The 15,139-nt window shown below is 66.8% G+C and carries 14 protein-coding genes and 1 pseudogene; 12 read left to right on the forward strand and 3 right to left on the reverse strand.

The features are described 5' to 3' along the window. Window positions 1-160: 160 nt before the first annotated feature. Genes AC1DZA_RS04240 through rfbA form a run of 3 tightly spaced genes read left to right on the forward strand, consistent with a single transcriptional unit; the run spans window position 161 to window position 2,472 of the window. Complete coding sequence (locus AC1DZA_RS04240) at window positions 161-961, forward strand: class I SAM-dependent methyltransferase (RefSeq protein WP_476771830.1); 801 nt, start codon at window positions 161-163, stop codon at window positions 959-961. A gap of 36 nt (window positions 962-997) precedes the next feature. After that, window positions 998-1,609, forward strand: coding sequence for a dTDP-4-dehydrorhamnose 3,5-epimerase family protein (locus AC1DZA_RS04245; protein WP_476771831.1), 612 nt, complete (start codon window positions 998-1,000; stop codon window positions 1,607-1,609). Next, window positions 1,609-2,472 carry a glucose-1-phosphate thymidylyltransferase RfbA gene (gene rfbA / locus AC1DZA_RS04250; protein ID WP_476771832.1) on the forward strand — a complete coding sequence of 288 codons (864 nt, stop codon included), beginning with the start codon at window positions 1,609-1,611 and terminating at the stop codon, window positions 2,470-2,472. The genes AC1DZA_RS04245 and rfbA overlap by 1 nt, the downstream gene beginning before the upstream one ends. Before the next feature lie 10 nt (window positions 2,473-2,482). Here rfbA and AC1DZA_RS04255 read toward each other — a convergent pair whose 3' ends face one another. The 3 genes from AC1DZA_RS04255 to AC1DZA_RS04265 are packed head-to-tail and all read right to left on the reverse strand — an operon-like array spanning window position 2,483 to window position 5,511. Then, complete coding sequence (locus AC1DZA_RS04255; RefSeq protein WP_476771833.1) at window positions 2,483-3,340, reverse strand: glycosyltransferase family 2 protein; 858 nt, start codon at window positions 3,338-3,340, stop codon at window positions 2,483-2,485. A 35-nt stretch (window positions 3,341-3,375) separates the two neighbouring features. Further along, window positions 3,376-4,593, reverse strand: a complete 1,218-nt coding sequence (locus AC1DZA_RS04260; RefSeq protein WP_476771834.1) for an ABC transporter ATP-binding protein — start codon at window positions 4,591-4,593, stop codon at window positions 3,376-3,378. Then, on the reverse strand, window positions 4,594-5,511 hold the full coding sequence (locus AC1DZA_RS04265; RefSeq protein ID WP_476771835.1) for an ABC transporter permease: 918 nt from the start codon (window positions 5,509-5,511) through the stop codon (window positions 4,594-4,596). 162 nt (window positions 5,512-5,673) lie between these two features. Between AC1DZA_RS04265 and AC1DZA_RS04270 the strand changes: the two genes are divergently transcribed. The 9 genes and pseudogenes from AC1DZA_RS04270 to AC1DZA_RS04310 all read left to right on the forward strand — a co-directional run bounded on the left by AC1DZA_RS04270 (window position 5,674) and on the right by AC1DZA_RS04310 (window position 15,106). Then, window positions 5,674-5,976 carry a hypothetical protein gene (locus tag AC1DZA_RS04270; RefSeq protein ID WP_476771836.1) on the forward strand — a complete coding sequence of 101 codons (303 nt, stop codon included), beginning with the start codon at window positions 5,674-5,676 and terminating at the stop codon, window positions 5,974-5,976. A gap of 2 nt (window positions 5,977-5,978) precedes the next feature. Continuing rightward, entirely contained in the window at window positions 5,979-7,532 is a 1,554-nt protein-coding gene (locus AC1DZA_RS04275) for a glycosyltransferase family 2 protein (protein ID WP_476771837.1), read from the forward strand. Between the two features lie 130 nt (window positions 7,533-7,662). Next, window positions 7,663-7,953 carry a hypothetical protein gene (locus AC1DZA_RS04280; protein WP_476771838.1) on the forward strand — a complete coding sequence of 97 codons (291 nt, stop codon included), beginning with the start codon at window positions 7,663-7,665 and terminating at the stop codon, window positions 7,951-7,953. Window positions 7,954-8,298: 345 nt separating this feature from the next. Next, a pseudogene (locus AC1DZA_RS04285) lies at window positions 8,299-8,685 on the forward strand (acyltransferase family protein); the annotation flags it as partial. A gap of 293 nt (window positions 8,686-8,978) precedes the next feature. Then, window positions 8,979-9,233 carry an SGNH hydrolase domain-containing protein gene (locus tag AC1DZA_RS04290; RefSeq protein WP_476771839.1) on the forward strand — a complete coding sequence of 85 codons (255 nt, stop codon included), beginning with the start codon at window positions 8,979-8,981 and terminating at the stop codon, window positions 9,231-9,233. 230 nt (window positions 9,234-9,463) lie between these two features. Continuing rightward, window positions 9,464-9,715: an SGNH hydrolase domain-containing protein gene (locus AC1DZA_RS04295; protein WP_476771840.1), complete on the forward strand. Its 252-nt coding sequence runs from the start codon at window positions 9,464-9,466 to the stop codon at window positions 9,713-9,715. A 145-nt stretch (window positions 9,716-9,860) separates the two neighbouring features. Beyond that, the gene (locus AC1DZA_RS04300) at window positions 9,861-11,945 is read left to right on the forward strand and encodes a hypothetical protein (RefSeq protein WP_476771841.1); all 2,085 of its coding nucleotides are present in this window, start codon (window positions 9,861-9,863) and stop codon (window positions 11,943-11,945) included. 26 nt (window positions 11,946-11,971) lie between these two features. Beyond that, the gene (locus AC1DZA_RS04305; protein ID WP_476771842.1) at window positions 11,972-13,969 is read left to right on the forward strand and encodes a hypothetical protein; all 1,998 of its coding nucleotides are present in this window, start codon (window positions 11,972-11,974) and stop codon (window positions 13,967-13,969) included. 831 nt (window positions 13,970-14,800) lie between these two features. After that, complete coding sequence (locus AC1DZA_RS04310; protein WP_476771843.1) at window positions 14,801-15,106, forward strand: DUF7654 domain-containing protein; 306 nt, start codon at window positions 14,801-14,803, stop codon at window positions 15,104-15,106. Window positions 15,107-15,139: the final 33 nt, after the last annotated feature.

Below are 15,139 nucleotides of genomic sequence, written 5' to 3' on the forward strand. Positions count from 1 at the left end.
GTGGAAGATTGATCCACTCGAGTCAGGAGACGATGGCGTGGTCGGACCGGAAGTGTACGAGGATCGATTGATGAACCCGATTGGCGAACTGGGAATGGTTCCTTCGGAACCGCACTGGCGGCCGCGACACCTGCCGGTCTCCGCGTGGCACGAGCACGGATTGTTCGCGCGCTGGCTCGTGGGCGCCGTCCGCCCGCGCAGCGTCGTGGAACTGGGCACGCACAACGGGTACTCCTATTTCGTCTTCTGCGGCGCCATCGCCGAACTCGGCATCGACGCAGGGGCGCACGCCATCGACACCTGGCAGGGAGACGACCAGGCCGGCTTCTACGACGATGCCGTATTCGCCGAGGTCGAACGCATCAACGAGCGGGAGTTCGGCGGATTCTCGACCCTGCACCGCGGATACTTCGACGACTACGTCGGCGAGTTCGCACCCGGCAGCGTCGACCTGCTCCACATCGACGGGCGGCACGGCTACGAGGATGTGAAGCACGACTTCGAGTCGTGGCTGCCCACGCTCTCCGATCGCGGCGTGGTGTTGTTCCACGACATCGCCGAGCACCAGCCAGGATTCGGAGTCTGGAGGCTATGGGAGGAACTGGCCGAGCTGTATCCCTCGTTCGCCTTCGAGCATGGTCACGGGCTCGGCGTGCTGGGAGTGGGCTCCGCGCTCCCCGCCGGAATCACGGGATTGTTCGACCTCGACGAACAGGACGTCGCGACGGTCCGTGCGCTGCACGAGGAGTGGGGGAGTGCGCTGACTGCGGAGTACGAACTCGCCGAGGCGCGCGCCGCCCTCGTCCGGCAGGCCGAGAGGATCGAGGTGCTGGAGGGGGACGTCGCCGCGCTCACTGACGAGGTCCGTTCCCTCCACGCTCGCATCGCCGAGATCCAGCAGACGTTGAGCTGGCGGATCACCAAGCCCCTGCGCGTCGTCCGGGCCCACGGACGGCGCTGAACCGGCCGGAGCGGGCGCCTTCGCTAGACTGTTGCGGTGCAGATCCGAGAACTGAAGATCCCCGACAGCTATGAGGTGACGCCGAAGCAGTTCGGTGACGACAGAGGGGTCTTCCTGGAGTGGTATCGCCATGATCGGCTCGAGGACGTCGTCGGGCACTCGCTCGATCTCAGACAGGCCAACACGTCGCGCTCGGCGCGCGGGGTCGTGCGCGGCATCCACTTCGCCGACATCCCGATCGGCCAGGCCAAGTACGTCACGGCGATGCACGGTGCTGTTCTCGACTACATCATCGATATCCGCGTGGGATCGCCGACCTTCGGCCAGTGGGACTCGGTGCTGCTCGATGACACCGATCGTCGGGCCGTCTACATCGCCGAGGGACTCGGCCACGCCTTCGTCGCACTCACCGACGACGCCGTCGTGAGTTACCTCGTCTCCGACACCTTCAATCCCACGCGCGAGCACGGGATCAACCCGCTCGACGAGCAGGTCGCCCTCGAGTTCCCGATCCCCTTCGACGAGCTCCTGCTGTCACCCAAGGACACCGATGCACCGGGCCTCGCGGCCGCCACCGAAGCAGGGCTCCTGCCGACCTGGGATGGCGCACGGGCGTTCTACGACTCCCTGAACCGGAAGGACGGCTGATGCGCGGAATCATCCTCGCCGGCGGATCGGGCACGCGGCTGTGGCCGATCACCAAGGGCATCTCCAAACAGCTGATGCCGATCTACGACAAGCCAATGGTGTACTACCCGCTGTCGACGCTCATGATGGCCGGCATCCGCGAGATTCTGATCATCACGACGCCGGAGTACCACGAGCAGTTCCGCGCCCTCCTCGGCGACGGGTCGTCCCTCGGGCTGCGCCTCGAGTACGCCTCGCAGCCATCGCCCGACGGTCTCGCGCAGGCCTTCATCATCGGCGAGGAGTTCATCGGCGACGAGAGTGTCGCCCTCGTGCTCGGCGACAACATCTTCCATGGCACGGGCCTGGGCTCGTCGCTCCGCAAGAACACCGAGATCGACGGCGCCGTGATCTTCGCCTACCAGGTCAGCAACCCCCGCTCGTACGGCGTCGTCGAGTTCGACGAGGACTTCACCGCACTGTCGATCGAGGAGAAGCCCGAGACGCCGAAGAGCAACTACGCCGTTCCCGGACTGTACTTCTACGACAACTCTGTCGTCGAAATCGCCAAGAACATCACACCGAGCGCGCGTGGCGAGCTGGAGATCAGCACCGTCAACGAGCGCTATCTCGAGCAGGGGCGTCTGCACGTCGGCGTGCTCGACCGCGGAACCGCGTGGCTCGACACGGGGACATTCGAGTCGATGATGCAGGCATCCGAGTACGTGCGCGTCATCGAGGACCGGCAGGGATTCAAGATCGGGTGCATTGAGGAGATCGCCTGGCGTGCGGGCTGGATCGATGACGACGCGCTTGCGGAGCTCGCGGCCCCGCTGGTCAAGAGCGGCTACGGCCGGTACCTGATGCAGCTCATCGGTCGCTGAACGACGAGGTTCAACGGCCCGCGCGGCGCGTCATCCTCGTCGCCCAGGCAGCGCGCGTCGAGAGGCCGATCGCGATCGTGGCGCGCAGGGGCCACAACAGCGGGTGGGCATACTTCTTCTCGATGAAGCGGCGCGCGCTGGCGTGGTGGGCCTCGATCATCGCGGCCGACGATCCGCCCGAGGTGGAGTGGGCACCCGTGTGGAGCACCTCTGCCGCCGGCTGGTAGACGTTGCGCCACCCCGAACGGTGGAGGCGATAGCCGAGGTCGACGTCTTCGAAGTACATGAAGAACGACTCGTCGAAGCCCCCGTTCTGCTCGAATGCGGCACGCCGCACGAGAAGGCAGGAACCGGAGAGCCAGCCTGCGTCGCGCTCGGCGACGGCATCCTCGGCGGCGTGGTAGCGGTGCGTCCAGGGGTTGCCCGGCCATATCCCGGCGAACAGGGCATGTCCGACGCCGTTGCGCAGCGAGGGGATGCTGCGCGCGGAGGGGTAGACCGTCTCATCGCTGTTGCGCACGAGCGGACCGACGCTGCCGATGCGCTCGTCGCTCTCGGCCGTCGCGATGAGGGTGTCGAGCGATCCCGGAGACAGGATGACATCGGGGTTGCTGATCAGGACCCAGCGAACCGAGGCTGGCAGCGCACGAACAGCCGCATTGATCGCTCCGCCGTAGCCCGGATTGGACGGCAGCGGGAGGTACGTTCCGCCGTAGCGCTCGACGAGCGGTTCCACAGTGCCCTGGGGCAGGTTGTCGGCCACGACTATCGAGACCGGGGTCGAGGTCGAGTCCTCGATGCTGGTGAGGAATGTCGAGAGCTCGTCGTCGGAGCCGTAGCTCACGGTGACGACGGCGCGTTCGATCATTCCATCGATGATACCGAGCGCACCAGACCCGCTTTTCACAGGAGGGCGGGCTCGACGAGTCCGGACACGTTGAACTGTACGTACCCCGCTCCATGCGGATCGGAGATGACATCCAGGTGGGCGGCGGGGTCGATGAGGGCGAGCGGGACGCCGTCGATGGTGGTGGCACCCGCGCTCAGGACGAGTTGCGGCCCGGAGAAGTTGGCTCCGGTGAGCGAGAACGACACGTCGTAGGTGCCCGGCTCGCTCGGGAGCTGCATCCGGAGACCCTCGCTGTTGAGGCGGTACACCGTCTGTGCGAGCGGCGTCGCGAGGGTGAAGCCGGTGATCCAGTCGACCTTCTCGTGCACGACTGCACGGATGATGACTGTCAGGTCGGCGCCCGGGTGGATGGGGCGGCTGACGGGCGTGCCGTCGGGATGCGCGATCCAAGCGCTGGTCAGGGTGATCGGCTCGCCGCTGACCACGTGGTGGCGTTCCGCGGAGGCCTGCTCTGCGGCGACCCTGTCGCGCTCGTAGCCCTCGCGCAGTGTGCGGATGCCCTCGCCCACATCGCCGTTGTGCACGACCTGGCCCGCGTCGAGCACCACGGCGCGCGTGCAGATGTCGGCTACTTGGTCGGCGGAGTGGGAGACCAGCACGATCGTGCGGCCCTCCCGCTGGAATTGCTTGATCTTCGAGATGCACTTCTGCTGGAAGGGCTCGTCGCCAACCGCGAGCACCTCGTCCACGAGGAGGAGGTCGGGGTCCGAATGCACGGCGACGGCGAAGGCGAGCCGCACGTACATGCCCGACGAGTAGAACTTCACCTGCGAGTCGATGAACTCCCCGATGCCCGAGAACTCCACGATGTCGTCGAAGACCGCGGTGGTCTCCTCTTTCGACATCCCGAGGATCGCGGCGTTCAGGTACACGTTCTCACGGCCGGACAGGTCGGGGTGGAAGCCCGCGCCGAGTTCCAGCAGCGCCGCGACGCGCCCGCGTCGCTCGACGACTCCGGACGTCGGGTCGATGATGCCGCCGATGACCTTGAGCAGCGTGCTCTTGCCGGAGCCGTTATGGCCGATGAGTCCGACGGTCTCGCCGATCTCGATGTCGAGTCCGACGTCCCGGAGGGCCCAGAAATCGCTCTTGGACGCCTTCCGGTTCGAGAAGTAGAGCAGCCGCTCCTTGATGGACTTGTCTTTGTGCAGCACGAAACGCTTGGAAACGTCGGTGAGCCGGACGACGGGCTCAGTGGAGGGTGTCGGCATTTACAGTTCCTGGGCGAAGTTGCTCTGAAGGCGGGAGAAGACGCGCTGGCCGATCCACAGTAGGACGACCCCGACTACGAGGGCCACCAGCATCCGCCACTCCAGGTTCGGCGGCCAGTACTGCGCGGGGTCCTCGGATCCGGCCACCCACATGGCTTTCTGCATTCCGAGCACGGCGAGCGTCACCGGGTTGGCGAGGTAGAGCTCCTCGAGCCACGAACCACCCAGCACCTCGTGGACGAATGCCATGGAGTAAACGATGGGGGACGCCCAGAAGAAAATCAGGATGAAGATCTCGACGAGGTGCTGCACGTCGCGCAGGTAGACGTTGAGTGCCGAGAGTACGAGGGCGAGGGCGGTCGCCACCACCATCGTGAGCAGGATCGACACCGGGACGTAGAGCAGTTCGGCGTGCAGTGGCGGGCGGGCGAGCACCAGCGTCGCCGCGACGAGCACGAGGAACTGCACGACGAAGTTGAACAGGGAGCCGCCGACGGCCGCGAGCGGGAAGATCTCGCGTGGCAGGTAGACCTTCTTCACGAGACCGGCGTTGGCGATGACGGAGGTCGTTCCTGAGGTGATGATCTCGCTGTAGAGCCCCCACACGGTGAGGCCGGTGAAGACGAAGATGGCGAAGTCGGGGATTGAACGCGCTGCACCCAGGAACTGGCCGATCGCGACATAGTAGATGAGGAGTTGGGCGAGAGGCCGCACGAGCGACCAGACGATGCCGAGCGAACTGCCCTTGTACTTCGCGCGGAGTTCACGGCTGATGAGCAGTCCGAGCAGTCGCCGGTAGGCGGCGATCTCCCTGATCGATTGGATCGTGCTGCGGCCGACGGATCCATCCCGGCCGATGCGTTTCAACGGCTCCGCGATGACGCGCGCAGGCGGTTCCGTTCCAGGTGACGTTTCCATCGCCCACTCTTTCTGTGCTGATTCCGGCAATCTTACTGGCCGGTACTGGAGGGCCCGTCCACACCCCGCGTGGTCACCGGCATGGCGGGTGTGGTCGCTAGAATCCGTGGGAACGGATGCGTGGTGTGGCCCGTGTCCGAGTGACATGACGAGAGTGACGCGATGAGCCCCGATGTGAACGAGACAAGCCACGACTGCACGGCTGCGCAGTGCGCGCAGATCCGCCGCGAGAGGGATGACCTGCTCGCGGCCATCCGGGATTTGAGCCACTCCCAGCTCATCAGTCGAGACGTCGAACTGGGGCTCCGCGCCGAGCTCGTGCAGGCGCGCATCGACCTCATCCACTCCGAAGGGCGCACGAAGCACGTCGCGGACAGCATCCGCAACTCGACCACCTGGAGGATCGGCAGGCTCTTCACGAAACCGCTCGGAATCGGAAGCCGCCTGCTCGGAAAGGGCAACTGAGCGTGGCGACGCGTCCACTGTTCTCGGTGCTCGTGCCGGTCTACGACCCACCGGCGGGTGTTCTGCAGGAGATGATCGCATCCGTCACGTCGCAGACCTCGGACGACTGGGAACTCGTGCTCGTCGACGACCGTTCCCCCTCGGAGCACGTCGCCCGGATCCTGAGGGATGCCGCGGCGCGCGATCCGCGGATCCGGTGCGTGACCCGGGCCGAGAACGGCGGGATCGTCGCAGCGTCGAACGACGCGCTCGCTGAGGCCCGCGGAGAGTTCATCGCCCTCCTCGATCACGACGACCTCCTCGAGCCGCACGCGCTGAGCACGATGGCCGCGGCGATCCGGCGCCAGCCCGAGGCTGACTACCTGTATTCGGACGAGGACAAGGTGAACACGGCCGGGGACCGTTTCGACCGTTTCGATAAGCCCGACTGGTCGCCCGAGCGGTTGCGCGGGCAAATGTATACGGGCCACCTCTCGGTCCTTCGCACGAAGCTCGTACGCCAGGTCGGCGGATTCTCCGCCGAGGCGGAGGGATCCCAGGACCACGACCTCGTGCTCAAGGTGACCGAGAGGGCCCGGCGGGTCGTCCACATCCCCGAAGTGCTCTACCACTGGCGCCTGGTTCCCGGCTCGACGGCCGAGGACATCGAGAACAAGCCGTACGCCTGGGACGCCGGCGTACGCGCCGTCGACGCGCACCTGTCGCGCGTGGGCATCCGCGGCCGCGCCGAGCGCGGGCCCGTTGCCGGCACCTACCGCATCGACCGCGAGCCGGAGCTCGACCGATCCGTCAGCGTCATCATCCCGACGCGTGGGACCGCCGGCGTGATCTGGGGCCGTGAACGGGTGCTCGTGGTCGAGGCGGTGCGCTCGCTGCTCGCGCGGACCGCCCACCACGACGTCGAGATCGTGGTCGTATATGACGTGGGCACGCCCGATGCGGTGCTCGACGAGCTCCGCTCGATCGCGGGCGACCGCCTCACGCCAGTGCTCTTCGAGGGCGTGTTCAACTTCAGCCGCAAGTGCAACGTCGGAGCGCTCGCCGCGCGGGGGGAGACCCTCGTGTTCCTCAACGACGACGTCGAGGTGACCAGCGACGAGGCGCTGGGTCAGCTCCTCGCGCCCCTGCGCGAACCCGACGTCGGCATGACCGGGGCGTTCCTCTTCTTCGAGGACGGCACCATCCAGCACGCCGGCCACGCCCACCACGACGGTCACTTCTCGCACCCGTACTTCGGGGAGAGCGCAGAGACGTACGGCGCCTTCTCGTCGCTGCTGGTCAACCGCGAATGTTCTGGACTGACCGCGGCGTGCATCGCGATGCCGCGGGAGCTCTACCTCAGGGTGGGTGGATTCTCCGAGGCGTTCCCGGGCAACTTCAACGACGTCGACCTCAGCAACAAGGTCCGATGGCAGGGGTTCCGGTTGGTCTGGCTTCGCGACGTGCGGCTGTTCCACTTCGAGTCGCGCAGCCGCGACCCCCTCGTGCACTCCTTCGAGCATCGCCAGATCCTCGAGCGATGGGGTGCGCCAGAGAGGGACCCATTCCTCGCCTGACCGAACCACCGGCGACGGACTGCCAGAATGGTCGGGCACCCCGGAGCCCCGTGTCGTCAGAACGGATCCGTCCCCGTACACGGCGGCCACGCAGGATCCCGGCCGTTTCCATCGAATCGGTCATGACTAGGTGAAGCAGACCCGCACCTCCGGACGAGGGTTCCGGCCCGAGATCGGCGCCTTGCTCGCGCTCGCCGTAATTGGCGTCGTCCTGTTCCAGCTGCATCCCGCGTCCATGGCCGGCAGATACGTGGGCGTCGTCGTCGTCTTCGCCATCAGCGGCTTCCTCATCACGTCGCATCTCTTCCGCGAACTCGAGACCACGGGTCGCGTGCGGCTTAGCCACTTCTTGCCCGCCGCATCCGGCGTTTCATCCCGGCGGCCACCGTCGTGCTGGTCTTCTGCCTCGTCGCCGCGTTGACGGTCGTCCCCGCAACGGCCCGCGACCAGACGCTGCGACAGATGGCGGCCAGCGCCGTATATGTGCAGAACTGGACGCTCGCGGCGGATTCGACCGACTACCTCGCGTTGTAGAGCACGCCGACGATCGTGCAGCACTTCTGGACGCTCTCGGCGGAAGAGCAGTTCTACATCGTCTGGCCGATCTTGCTCGTGGCCGTCGCATTCTTCACGCGACGACGGACTGCGAGGGTACGGCGCACGGCCGTGATCTGGCCCTCGGCTCGATGCTCGTCGGCTCGTTCCTCGTGTCGGTCGTGGGAACCAAGGCGAACGATTCGCTTGCGTTGTTCGTCGCCCCCACCGCATCTGGGAATTCGCCGCGGGCGGTCTACTGGCGCTGCTCATGCCGGTGTGGGTCGTCGATGCCGTCGCCGAGCGGCCGCGGGCAGTCCTGAGCTGGGCGGGTGTCGCTCTCATCGCCGCCTCGATCTTCCTCATGACGGATGCGGCGCACTTCCCGAGAGCGCTTGCGTCGATTCCCGTGCTCGACACGCTGCTCGTCATCGCGGCGGGCTCGACCGGCGCGAAGTGGTCTCGTTTGTTCGTCGGCGGCACCCGGCCCGTGCAGTTCGTCGGCGAGATCTCGTACTCGCTCTACCTCTGGCACTGGCCGCTCATCATCCTCGCACCGATAGTGATCGGGCATCCGATCGGCATGAAGACGGTTGTGGCCGTCGCGGTGCTCTCGGTCGTGCTCGCGATCGCGTCGAAGTTCGTCGTCGAGGACCCGATCCATCGGCGAAGCGTACTGAGGCGGCGCACGACGTACCTGACGGCGGCGCTCAGCATGTCGGTCGTCGTTGGCCTGGCCGGATGCACGGTCATCGACGACGCCTCGAAGACCGCCCTGGCGGTCGGACAGCAGCAGGCCGTCCTGGCCACCGGGCCGTGTGCAGGCGCGGCGGCCTTCGAGGGACCCGACTGCTCGGACCCCTTCACGCCGACCCGACCACTCAACGTGATGGGCGGCACGAGGGACGGCAAATGGGTCGGTGCGGACTGCGACTCCGGCACGCTGGTCGTCGGCATCGTCGACTCCTTCGAGCGCACGTACGGATCGGGCCCTACAGCGTCGCGCTCATCGGCGATTCGCACGCCGCGGATTGGCTGCGGCCGCTCAGGGATCTGGCCGATCAGCAGCACTGGAGACTCGACACGTTACTTCGCGGATCGTGCCCGATCGGCGCGGGCCCCATGAAGGCGGCCGGTGGCCTCAACGAGGCGTGCAACGCCTGGTAGAAGCAGTCGATCGCGCATCATCGCCGAGAAGCCCGACCTCGTGACCATGTCGTCGCTCATGCCCGTCGTCTACGGGTCGTACGACTACCAGTTCCCCGCGTACGAGCAGCAGGTCGACGGGTACGCGTCGTATATGCGCCGGCTGGAGAACGCCGGCATGGGCGTCGCCGTCATCCGCGACACCCCGTTCATGGCGGCGAACGTCCCCGAATGCCTCACGACACCGGGCCGTGCGCCCCCACTACACGGCCCCGCGACAGGGCTCCCTCGACGGCCGAGCGGAGCCCATGCTCGACGCCGCCGCTCGCGTGCCCGACGTCACGGTCATCGAGATGTCGCAGTACTTCTGCGACGCGGTCGCCTGCTATCCGAGCGCGGTCGACGTGGTGATCTACTACGACCAGCAGCACGTCACGACGATGTACTCGCGCACGCTCGCTCGGCCTCTGCTGGCCGCCATCATGGGCGCAGGCTCCCGCTAGACCACCGGAGGCCGCGGTGTGCCCCGAATGGGCCCACATGACGTGTCTTCTCGCGCACGACGGCTGTCCTGGCGTAGCGTTTAGCGGAGCGTGCTCCGAGCAAGTCCCTACCGGAAGCGCGTCGCACAGAACTAGGAGTCAGGCCGTGCAGGTTGAGAACCTCAACGGGAACAGACCGGTCAAGCGGGCGCGGTGGCGGACACTGGTGGCCCGCGTGGCGATCTTCGGCGCCGTCGCAGCCCTGTTCGTGGCGCTGCCCGCCCCTGCTCAGGCCTTGTCCGGGGCGGAATTCGACCCCGGCGCCATCATCAGCGACGGCGAGTTCTACGACGGCGCGGCGATGACCGAGGCCCAGATCCAGAACTTCCTAGTTTCGCAGGTCGGCTCGTGCGCGAACACGAACTGCCTGGCCGCCTACACGGCCGACACGCCGACCCGCACCTGGGGGTTCGGCACGTGTGCGACATACACCGGTGCTCCCGCTGAGTCGGCCGCGCGGATCATCTTCAAGGTGCAGCAGGCGTGCGGCCTGAGCGCAAAGGTCATCCTCACGACGCTCCAGAAAGAGCAGTCGCTGATCTCCGATCGGGCGCCGTCCGACGGCGTCATGCGGAAGGCCATGGGCTACGGATGCCCCGACACCGCCGCGTGCGACTCGACCTACTACGGCTTCTTCAATCAGGTCTTCGCGGCCGCGCGCCAGCTGACCTGGTACGGCAACCCCGGCGGCTCGTTCACCTACATCCGCGTGGGCGAGGTCAACGCAATCCGCTACCACCCGAACGCGGCCTGCGGTTCGAAGAACGTGCTCATCCGCAACCGTGCGACCGCGGCGCTCTACTACTACACGCCCTACACGCCGAACGCTGCCGCCCTCGCCAACCTGGGCGGCACCGGCGACGCGTGCAGCTCGTACGGCAACCGCAACTTCTGGGTCTTCTACAACAACTGGTTCGGTGACCCGACATCGGGCAGCAACCCCGTCGGCAGCGTCGACGTCGTGCAGGCACTTCCCGGCCATGTGCGCGTGGCGGGCTGGGCATGGGATCCCGACACGTCCGCGTCGATCGACGTGCACGTCTACATCAACGGGGTCGGCACCGCACTGCACGCGACCAACATCCGACCCGACGTCGGCGCCACATGGCCCGCGATGGGGTCGGCCCACGGTTTCGACGCCACCCTGCCGACGACGAGCGAGGGAGCGCAGACCGTCTGCATCTACGGCATCAACCTGGGTGTCGGACGCAACGTGCTGTTCGGCTGCCCGGTCGTTCCCGGCATGACCGGCTCGCCGACCGGCGCGATCGACTCGGTCACGGCTGCAGCCGGCGTCGTGAGCGTGTCGGGGTGGGCGTTCGATCCCGACACCACCGCCTCGACGCCCGTCCACATCTACGTCGACTCGTCCGGGTACGCATTCACCGCGGATGACGCGCGGTCCGATATCGCGGCCATCTACCCTGCCTACGGCGGCGCCCACGGCTTCGTGCGGACGGTCCCTGTGGGTCTGGGGGTGCACACCGTATGCGCCTACGGCATCGAGACGTCGGGGATCGGGGCGAACAAGCTCCTCGGTTGCCGCACCGTGAATGTGATGAGCGGCGCCCCGATCGGAGTCGTCGACGCCGTCGTCGCGACGCCCGGCGCCTTCACGGTCTCGGGCTGGGCGTTCGATCCCGATTCCACCTCCTCTGCGCCGGTGCACGTGTACGCCAACGCGAACGGAATCGCGGGGACCGCCGATCAGCCGCGTGCGGACGTCGCGGCGGCATATCCGGGCTACGGCGCCGCGCACGGCTACTCGATCACCGTGCCCGCGAGCCCGGGGCTGAACTCCGTCTGCGCGTACGGCATCGACATCGCGGCGCCCGGAGGCAACAAGGCGCTCGCCTGTCGCACCGTCGCGGGCATGAGCGGCTCGCCCGTCGGCGTCGTCGACGCCGTGACGGTGAGCGCGGGCAACATCACCTTGACCGGGTGGACTTACGATCCCGACACGGCGGCGTCCATCCCGGTGCACGTCTACGTCGACACGAGCGGCTACGCCTTCACGGCGGACGGCGATCGCCCCGACCTCGCGGCGGCATTCCCGGCCTACGGCGCCAAGCACGGCTTCTCGGTGACCGTGCCCGCGTCATCCGGCTCGCATGCGGTGTGCGCGTACGGCATCAACACCTCTGCAGGCAGCAACGTCTCGGTCGGATGCAAGACCGTCACCGTCCCGTGAGCGACGGTGCCCGAGGGGGACGTGGGGTGCGCGGTACCGAGAACGGTCGCGCAGCAAATCGGCCGGCCGCGATGAAGCAGATCCTACGCATCGCCGTCGCGGCGGTGATCGGTCTCGCCGTCGCTGGCATGATCCTTCTGGCTCGGGGCGCCGACCTGCTCAACGGCACGCGCGGCATCCTGACGCTCGCGTGTCTGGTCGTGCTCGTCCCGCTGTCGCAGAGCCTCTCGCGCCGTCTGGCGATCGGGGGCGCGCTCCTGATCGGGTGGCTTCCGCTGCTCTGGTGGTTCGACCTGTTCGACATGACGGATCGGGCGACGTGGTTCCTCGCCTCCGCCTGGGGCGTGTTCGCCTTCTGGATCGCCGTCGCGGCACGTCCGGTGGACCGTGTGAAGCGCCTGGTGCCGCGGTTCCGTTGGACGGATGTCCTGCCCCTCGCGGCCGGAGCTTCGGCCCTGTGGCTTTACAATCCGTTCTTCGTATCGGCCAACGACACGACAACGCTGAATCTGTTCATGAAGAGCGGATGGGACCATGTGGCGCATTTCTTCATGGTGTCCCATCTGGCCGCCTCGGGCTCGATCCAGGCAGCGGACCTTCAGGCGCCGGACGGCAGTCCGTTTATGGGGTCGGCTTATCCGCGGCACTTCCACGTGTTGACGTATGCGGCGAACGAGTTCACCGGTCGCAGCGCCGAGTATGCGAACGGCGGGATCAACGCCTACGGCGAAGGCACCGCCCTCGTGCTGATATCCATGACTGTCGTGCTGACGGCAGCCCTCGCGCAGCTTCCGGGCCTCGTCGTGCGGCCGCTCTTGGCATGGCCCCTGTCCGCGCTGGTCATCGCGGCGTTCCTATTCGGGCCGGGCTCCGCGTCCGTAGCCGCAGGCTTCCCGAACTTCGTACTCTCGTGCGCGCTCGTGGTCGTGTCGGCCTGCGTCGCCGTGTCCACGCCGCGGGTCCTCGTCCCGCTGCAGGTCGGCGCGATCGGGGGCCTCCTCGTCGCGATCGCGCACACCTGGCTGCTGCTCGTGCCGCTCGGCGTCGCGGCCGCGTTCATTGCCGTCATCCCGTTCCAAAGGAGCCGGTGGTGTGTGGGTCGGGTCTGGACCATCGCGAGTGCGGCTATCCTGGCCGCGAGCGCTGCGGCCGCGTTCGAGGCCGTCGTCATCTCTGCGTCCTCTCTCAACGGCGAGACGCTGACGGTCGGCGGCGTCGAGGCCTTCCCGACGGGCCTCGTCGCCCTCGTATCGCTCGGCGTCCTCGGCCTCGTGGCGATCACGTTCCAGCGCGACGCAAGGCCGGGGGCGACCTCGTCCCGTCGGGCGTCGAGTTCCTGGCTGGTCATCGCCACCGCGCTCGTCATCCTGGCTGGCATCGCGGTGCAACAGCTCCTCGCAACGGGCAGCCTCACCTACTACTTCTCCAAGTTCGCAACGAGCATCGCGCTCATCGGTTTCGGTATATTGTGCATCGTCGTTGCAGGGCTATCTAGTCGAACCGTCGCATCGCCGGCGCCGAGGGCGACACGTGCCGTTCGCGTGCTGGGGAGTGCCTTGCTCGTCACGGCCGTTATGCAGCTATTCGGCTACGTGGGCCCGACCCTCGGCGGGCAGATCAGCGAGCAGGCGGCGGGTCTACGTTACCGATCGGACTCGTTCATCCTCACCTCGGGCGAATCCGGCGAGGCTCGGCGCCTGACCGCGGCGGCAGGAGTCCGGGCGGAGAGGGATTGGACGCCGACCGTGTATTTCGCGCCGCTGCCCGGGGACCAGCAGCTCCGTCTCGCCAACCAGTGGCACCTATCGATGAGCGGCAACTGGTCGCTGCAGTCCGACACGTACGGCACTGTGCTCGACGACATGGCGATCGCGGACTGGTCCGACCCCGTCGAGCTCGCGCGTGACGTCCGCACGATCCTGTCGAGCGATCCCGAGGTCGTGGTGCTCGTTGATCCAGACCTACGGGCCGACATCATGGACCACGTGGACGACGACGACGTCGATCGCGTTGTCTCCTGGTGAGCCGTCGACCCAGCGGACTGCTCAGCGGCGCGACAACGCGGACGTGATAGCGTGGCTGCCCGCAGGTCCGGGCCCAGCGCGCGGACGACCCCCGGCGCCATCGGGGATAGTGCGGCGGCACCGTCGAGCTTCCCCGTACGAACGCGGAGGGGTGCAGGGTGAATGGACAGGGCGATTGGCTGTCACGCACTCGCGGCCGACTCTCCTGTCTGTTAGAGCCCGCCATGGGCGGTCTTCCGCGCCGGCCGGTGCTTTTCTGTTCCCCGTGATCGCCGCGCTTGTCATGGTTGTCCATCGTGGCCGGCCTCCGTGACTTCGCCTTCTTCATGCTCGGATAGGTGCTTCGGCTGGCTGTACCCGAGGAGCCGCGCAAATGATCACGACGTCCTGAGCTGCGCCGGCGCACCGTGGAGCCGTGCGCTCGCTCCAACTCCGGACCGAGTCCATTGGGGTCGAACCTCTCGGAAGCCTCATCCGTGCTGCCACTCGCTCTCGTCCTTTTCCCGGCCCTCATTCTGGTTCGCCGTAGCGCCGCTGCGGCGGGATCGGATGACTGACTGGTTGACGATTGCGATCGACGCCCACATTTTCTCTTCTTGGCCCATCTGTCCGTTCCCGGTTGGGACCTCGTCGCTCGGGTGTTCCTCTTGGATCGGGTACCGGCCGAACGTCTTCGAATCGGGTTCCTCGTCCTGTTACCCGTGGTGCTCGCAATTGTCATCGAAAAGGTCGAGGGAGCCCGCCTCAGAGTCGCTCTGGCGCCAGCTTTGATCTGCTCGACTCTGACGCCCGGAACCGTCGCGCTGATGACGATTCGAGTGCGGGTCGCCGATGTCGTCACCACGGTGTGTTCGACGAGTGAGGGTCGCCCACGTGGCATGGGAGTTCGGAATGGGGAAGCCGGCGTCGACCAAGCCCTCGCCCGACGTCGTCCTAACCTCGTTCGACGCATGCTCGACCTTCGCCCAGCGCGAAGTCGATCATGTGATCACTGCTCAACGAAACGTCCCCGAGAGGTCCTGCCTTGACCTCCGGCTCACGGTCGAGAAAGAGGACATCGATCGTGCGGATCTACGATGTCGTGGCGCGGTCCGGCGCCCAGATCGTCTCAGAACGTTGCGAGAGGGCGAGTGCTAATGTGCCGGTTGCTAGACTCCGCCGGGTTGCTTT

Source organism: Agromyces sp. P2_B3 (assembly GCF_056404815.1).

Bases quoted from the DNA above. Each gene is read 5' to 3' on its own strand.
- AC1DZA_RS04270 (WP_476771836.1), top strand. From the start codon at position 5,674: ATGAGCCCCGATGTGAACGAGACAAGCCACGACTGCACGGCTGCGCAG.
- AC1DZA_RS04260 (WP_476771834.1), bottom strand. From the start codon at position 4,593: ATGCCGACACCCTCCACTGAGCCCGTCGTCCGGCTCACCGACGTTTCC.
- AC1DZA_RS04265 (WP_476771835.1), bottom strand. From the start codon at position 5,511: ATGGAAACGTCACCTGGAACGGAACCGCCTGCGCGCGTCATCGCGGAG.
- AC1DZA_RS04310 (WP_476771843.1), top strand. From the start codon at position 14,801: ATGTCGTCACCACGGTGTGTTCGACGAGTGAGGGTCGCCCACGTGGCA.
- AC1DZA_RS04290 (WP_476771839.1), top strand. From the start codon at position 8,979: ATGGGTCGGTGCGGACTGCGACTCCGGCACGCTGGTCGTCGGCATCGT.
- rfbA (WP_476771832.1), top strand. From the start codon at position 1,609: ATGCGCGGAATCATCCTCGCCGGCGGATCGGGCACGCGGCTGTGGCCG.
- AC1DZA_RS04255 (WP_476771833.1), bottom strand. From the start codon at position 3,340: ATGATCGAACGCGCCGTCGTCACCGTGAGCTACGGCTCCGACGACGAG.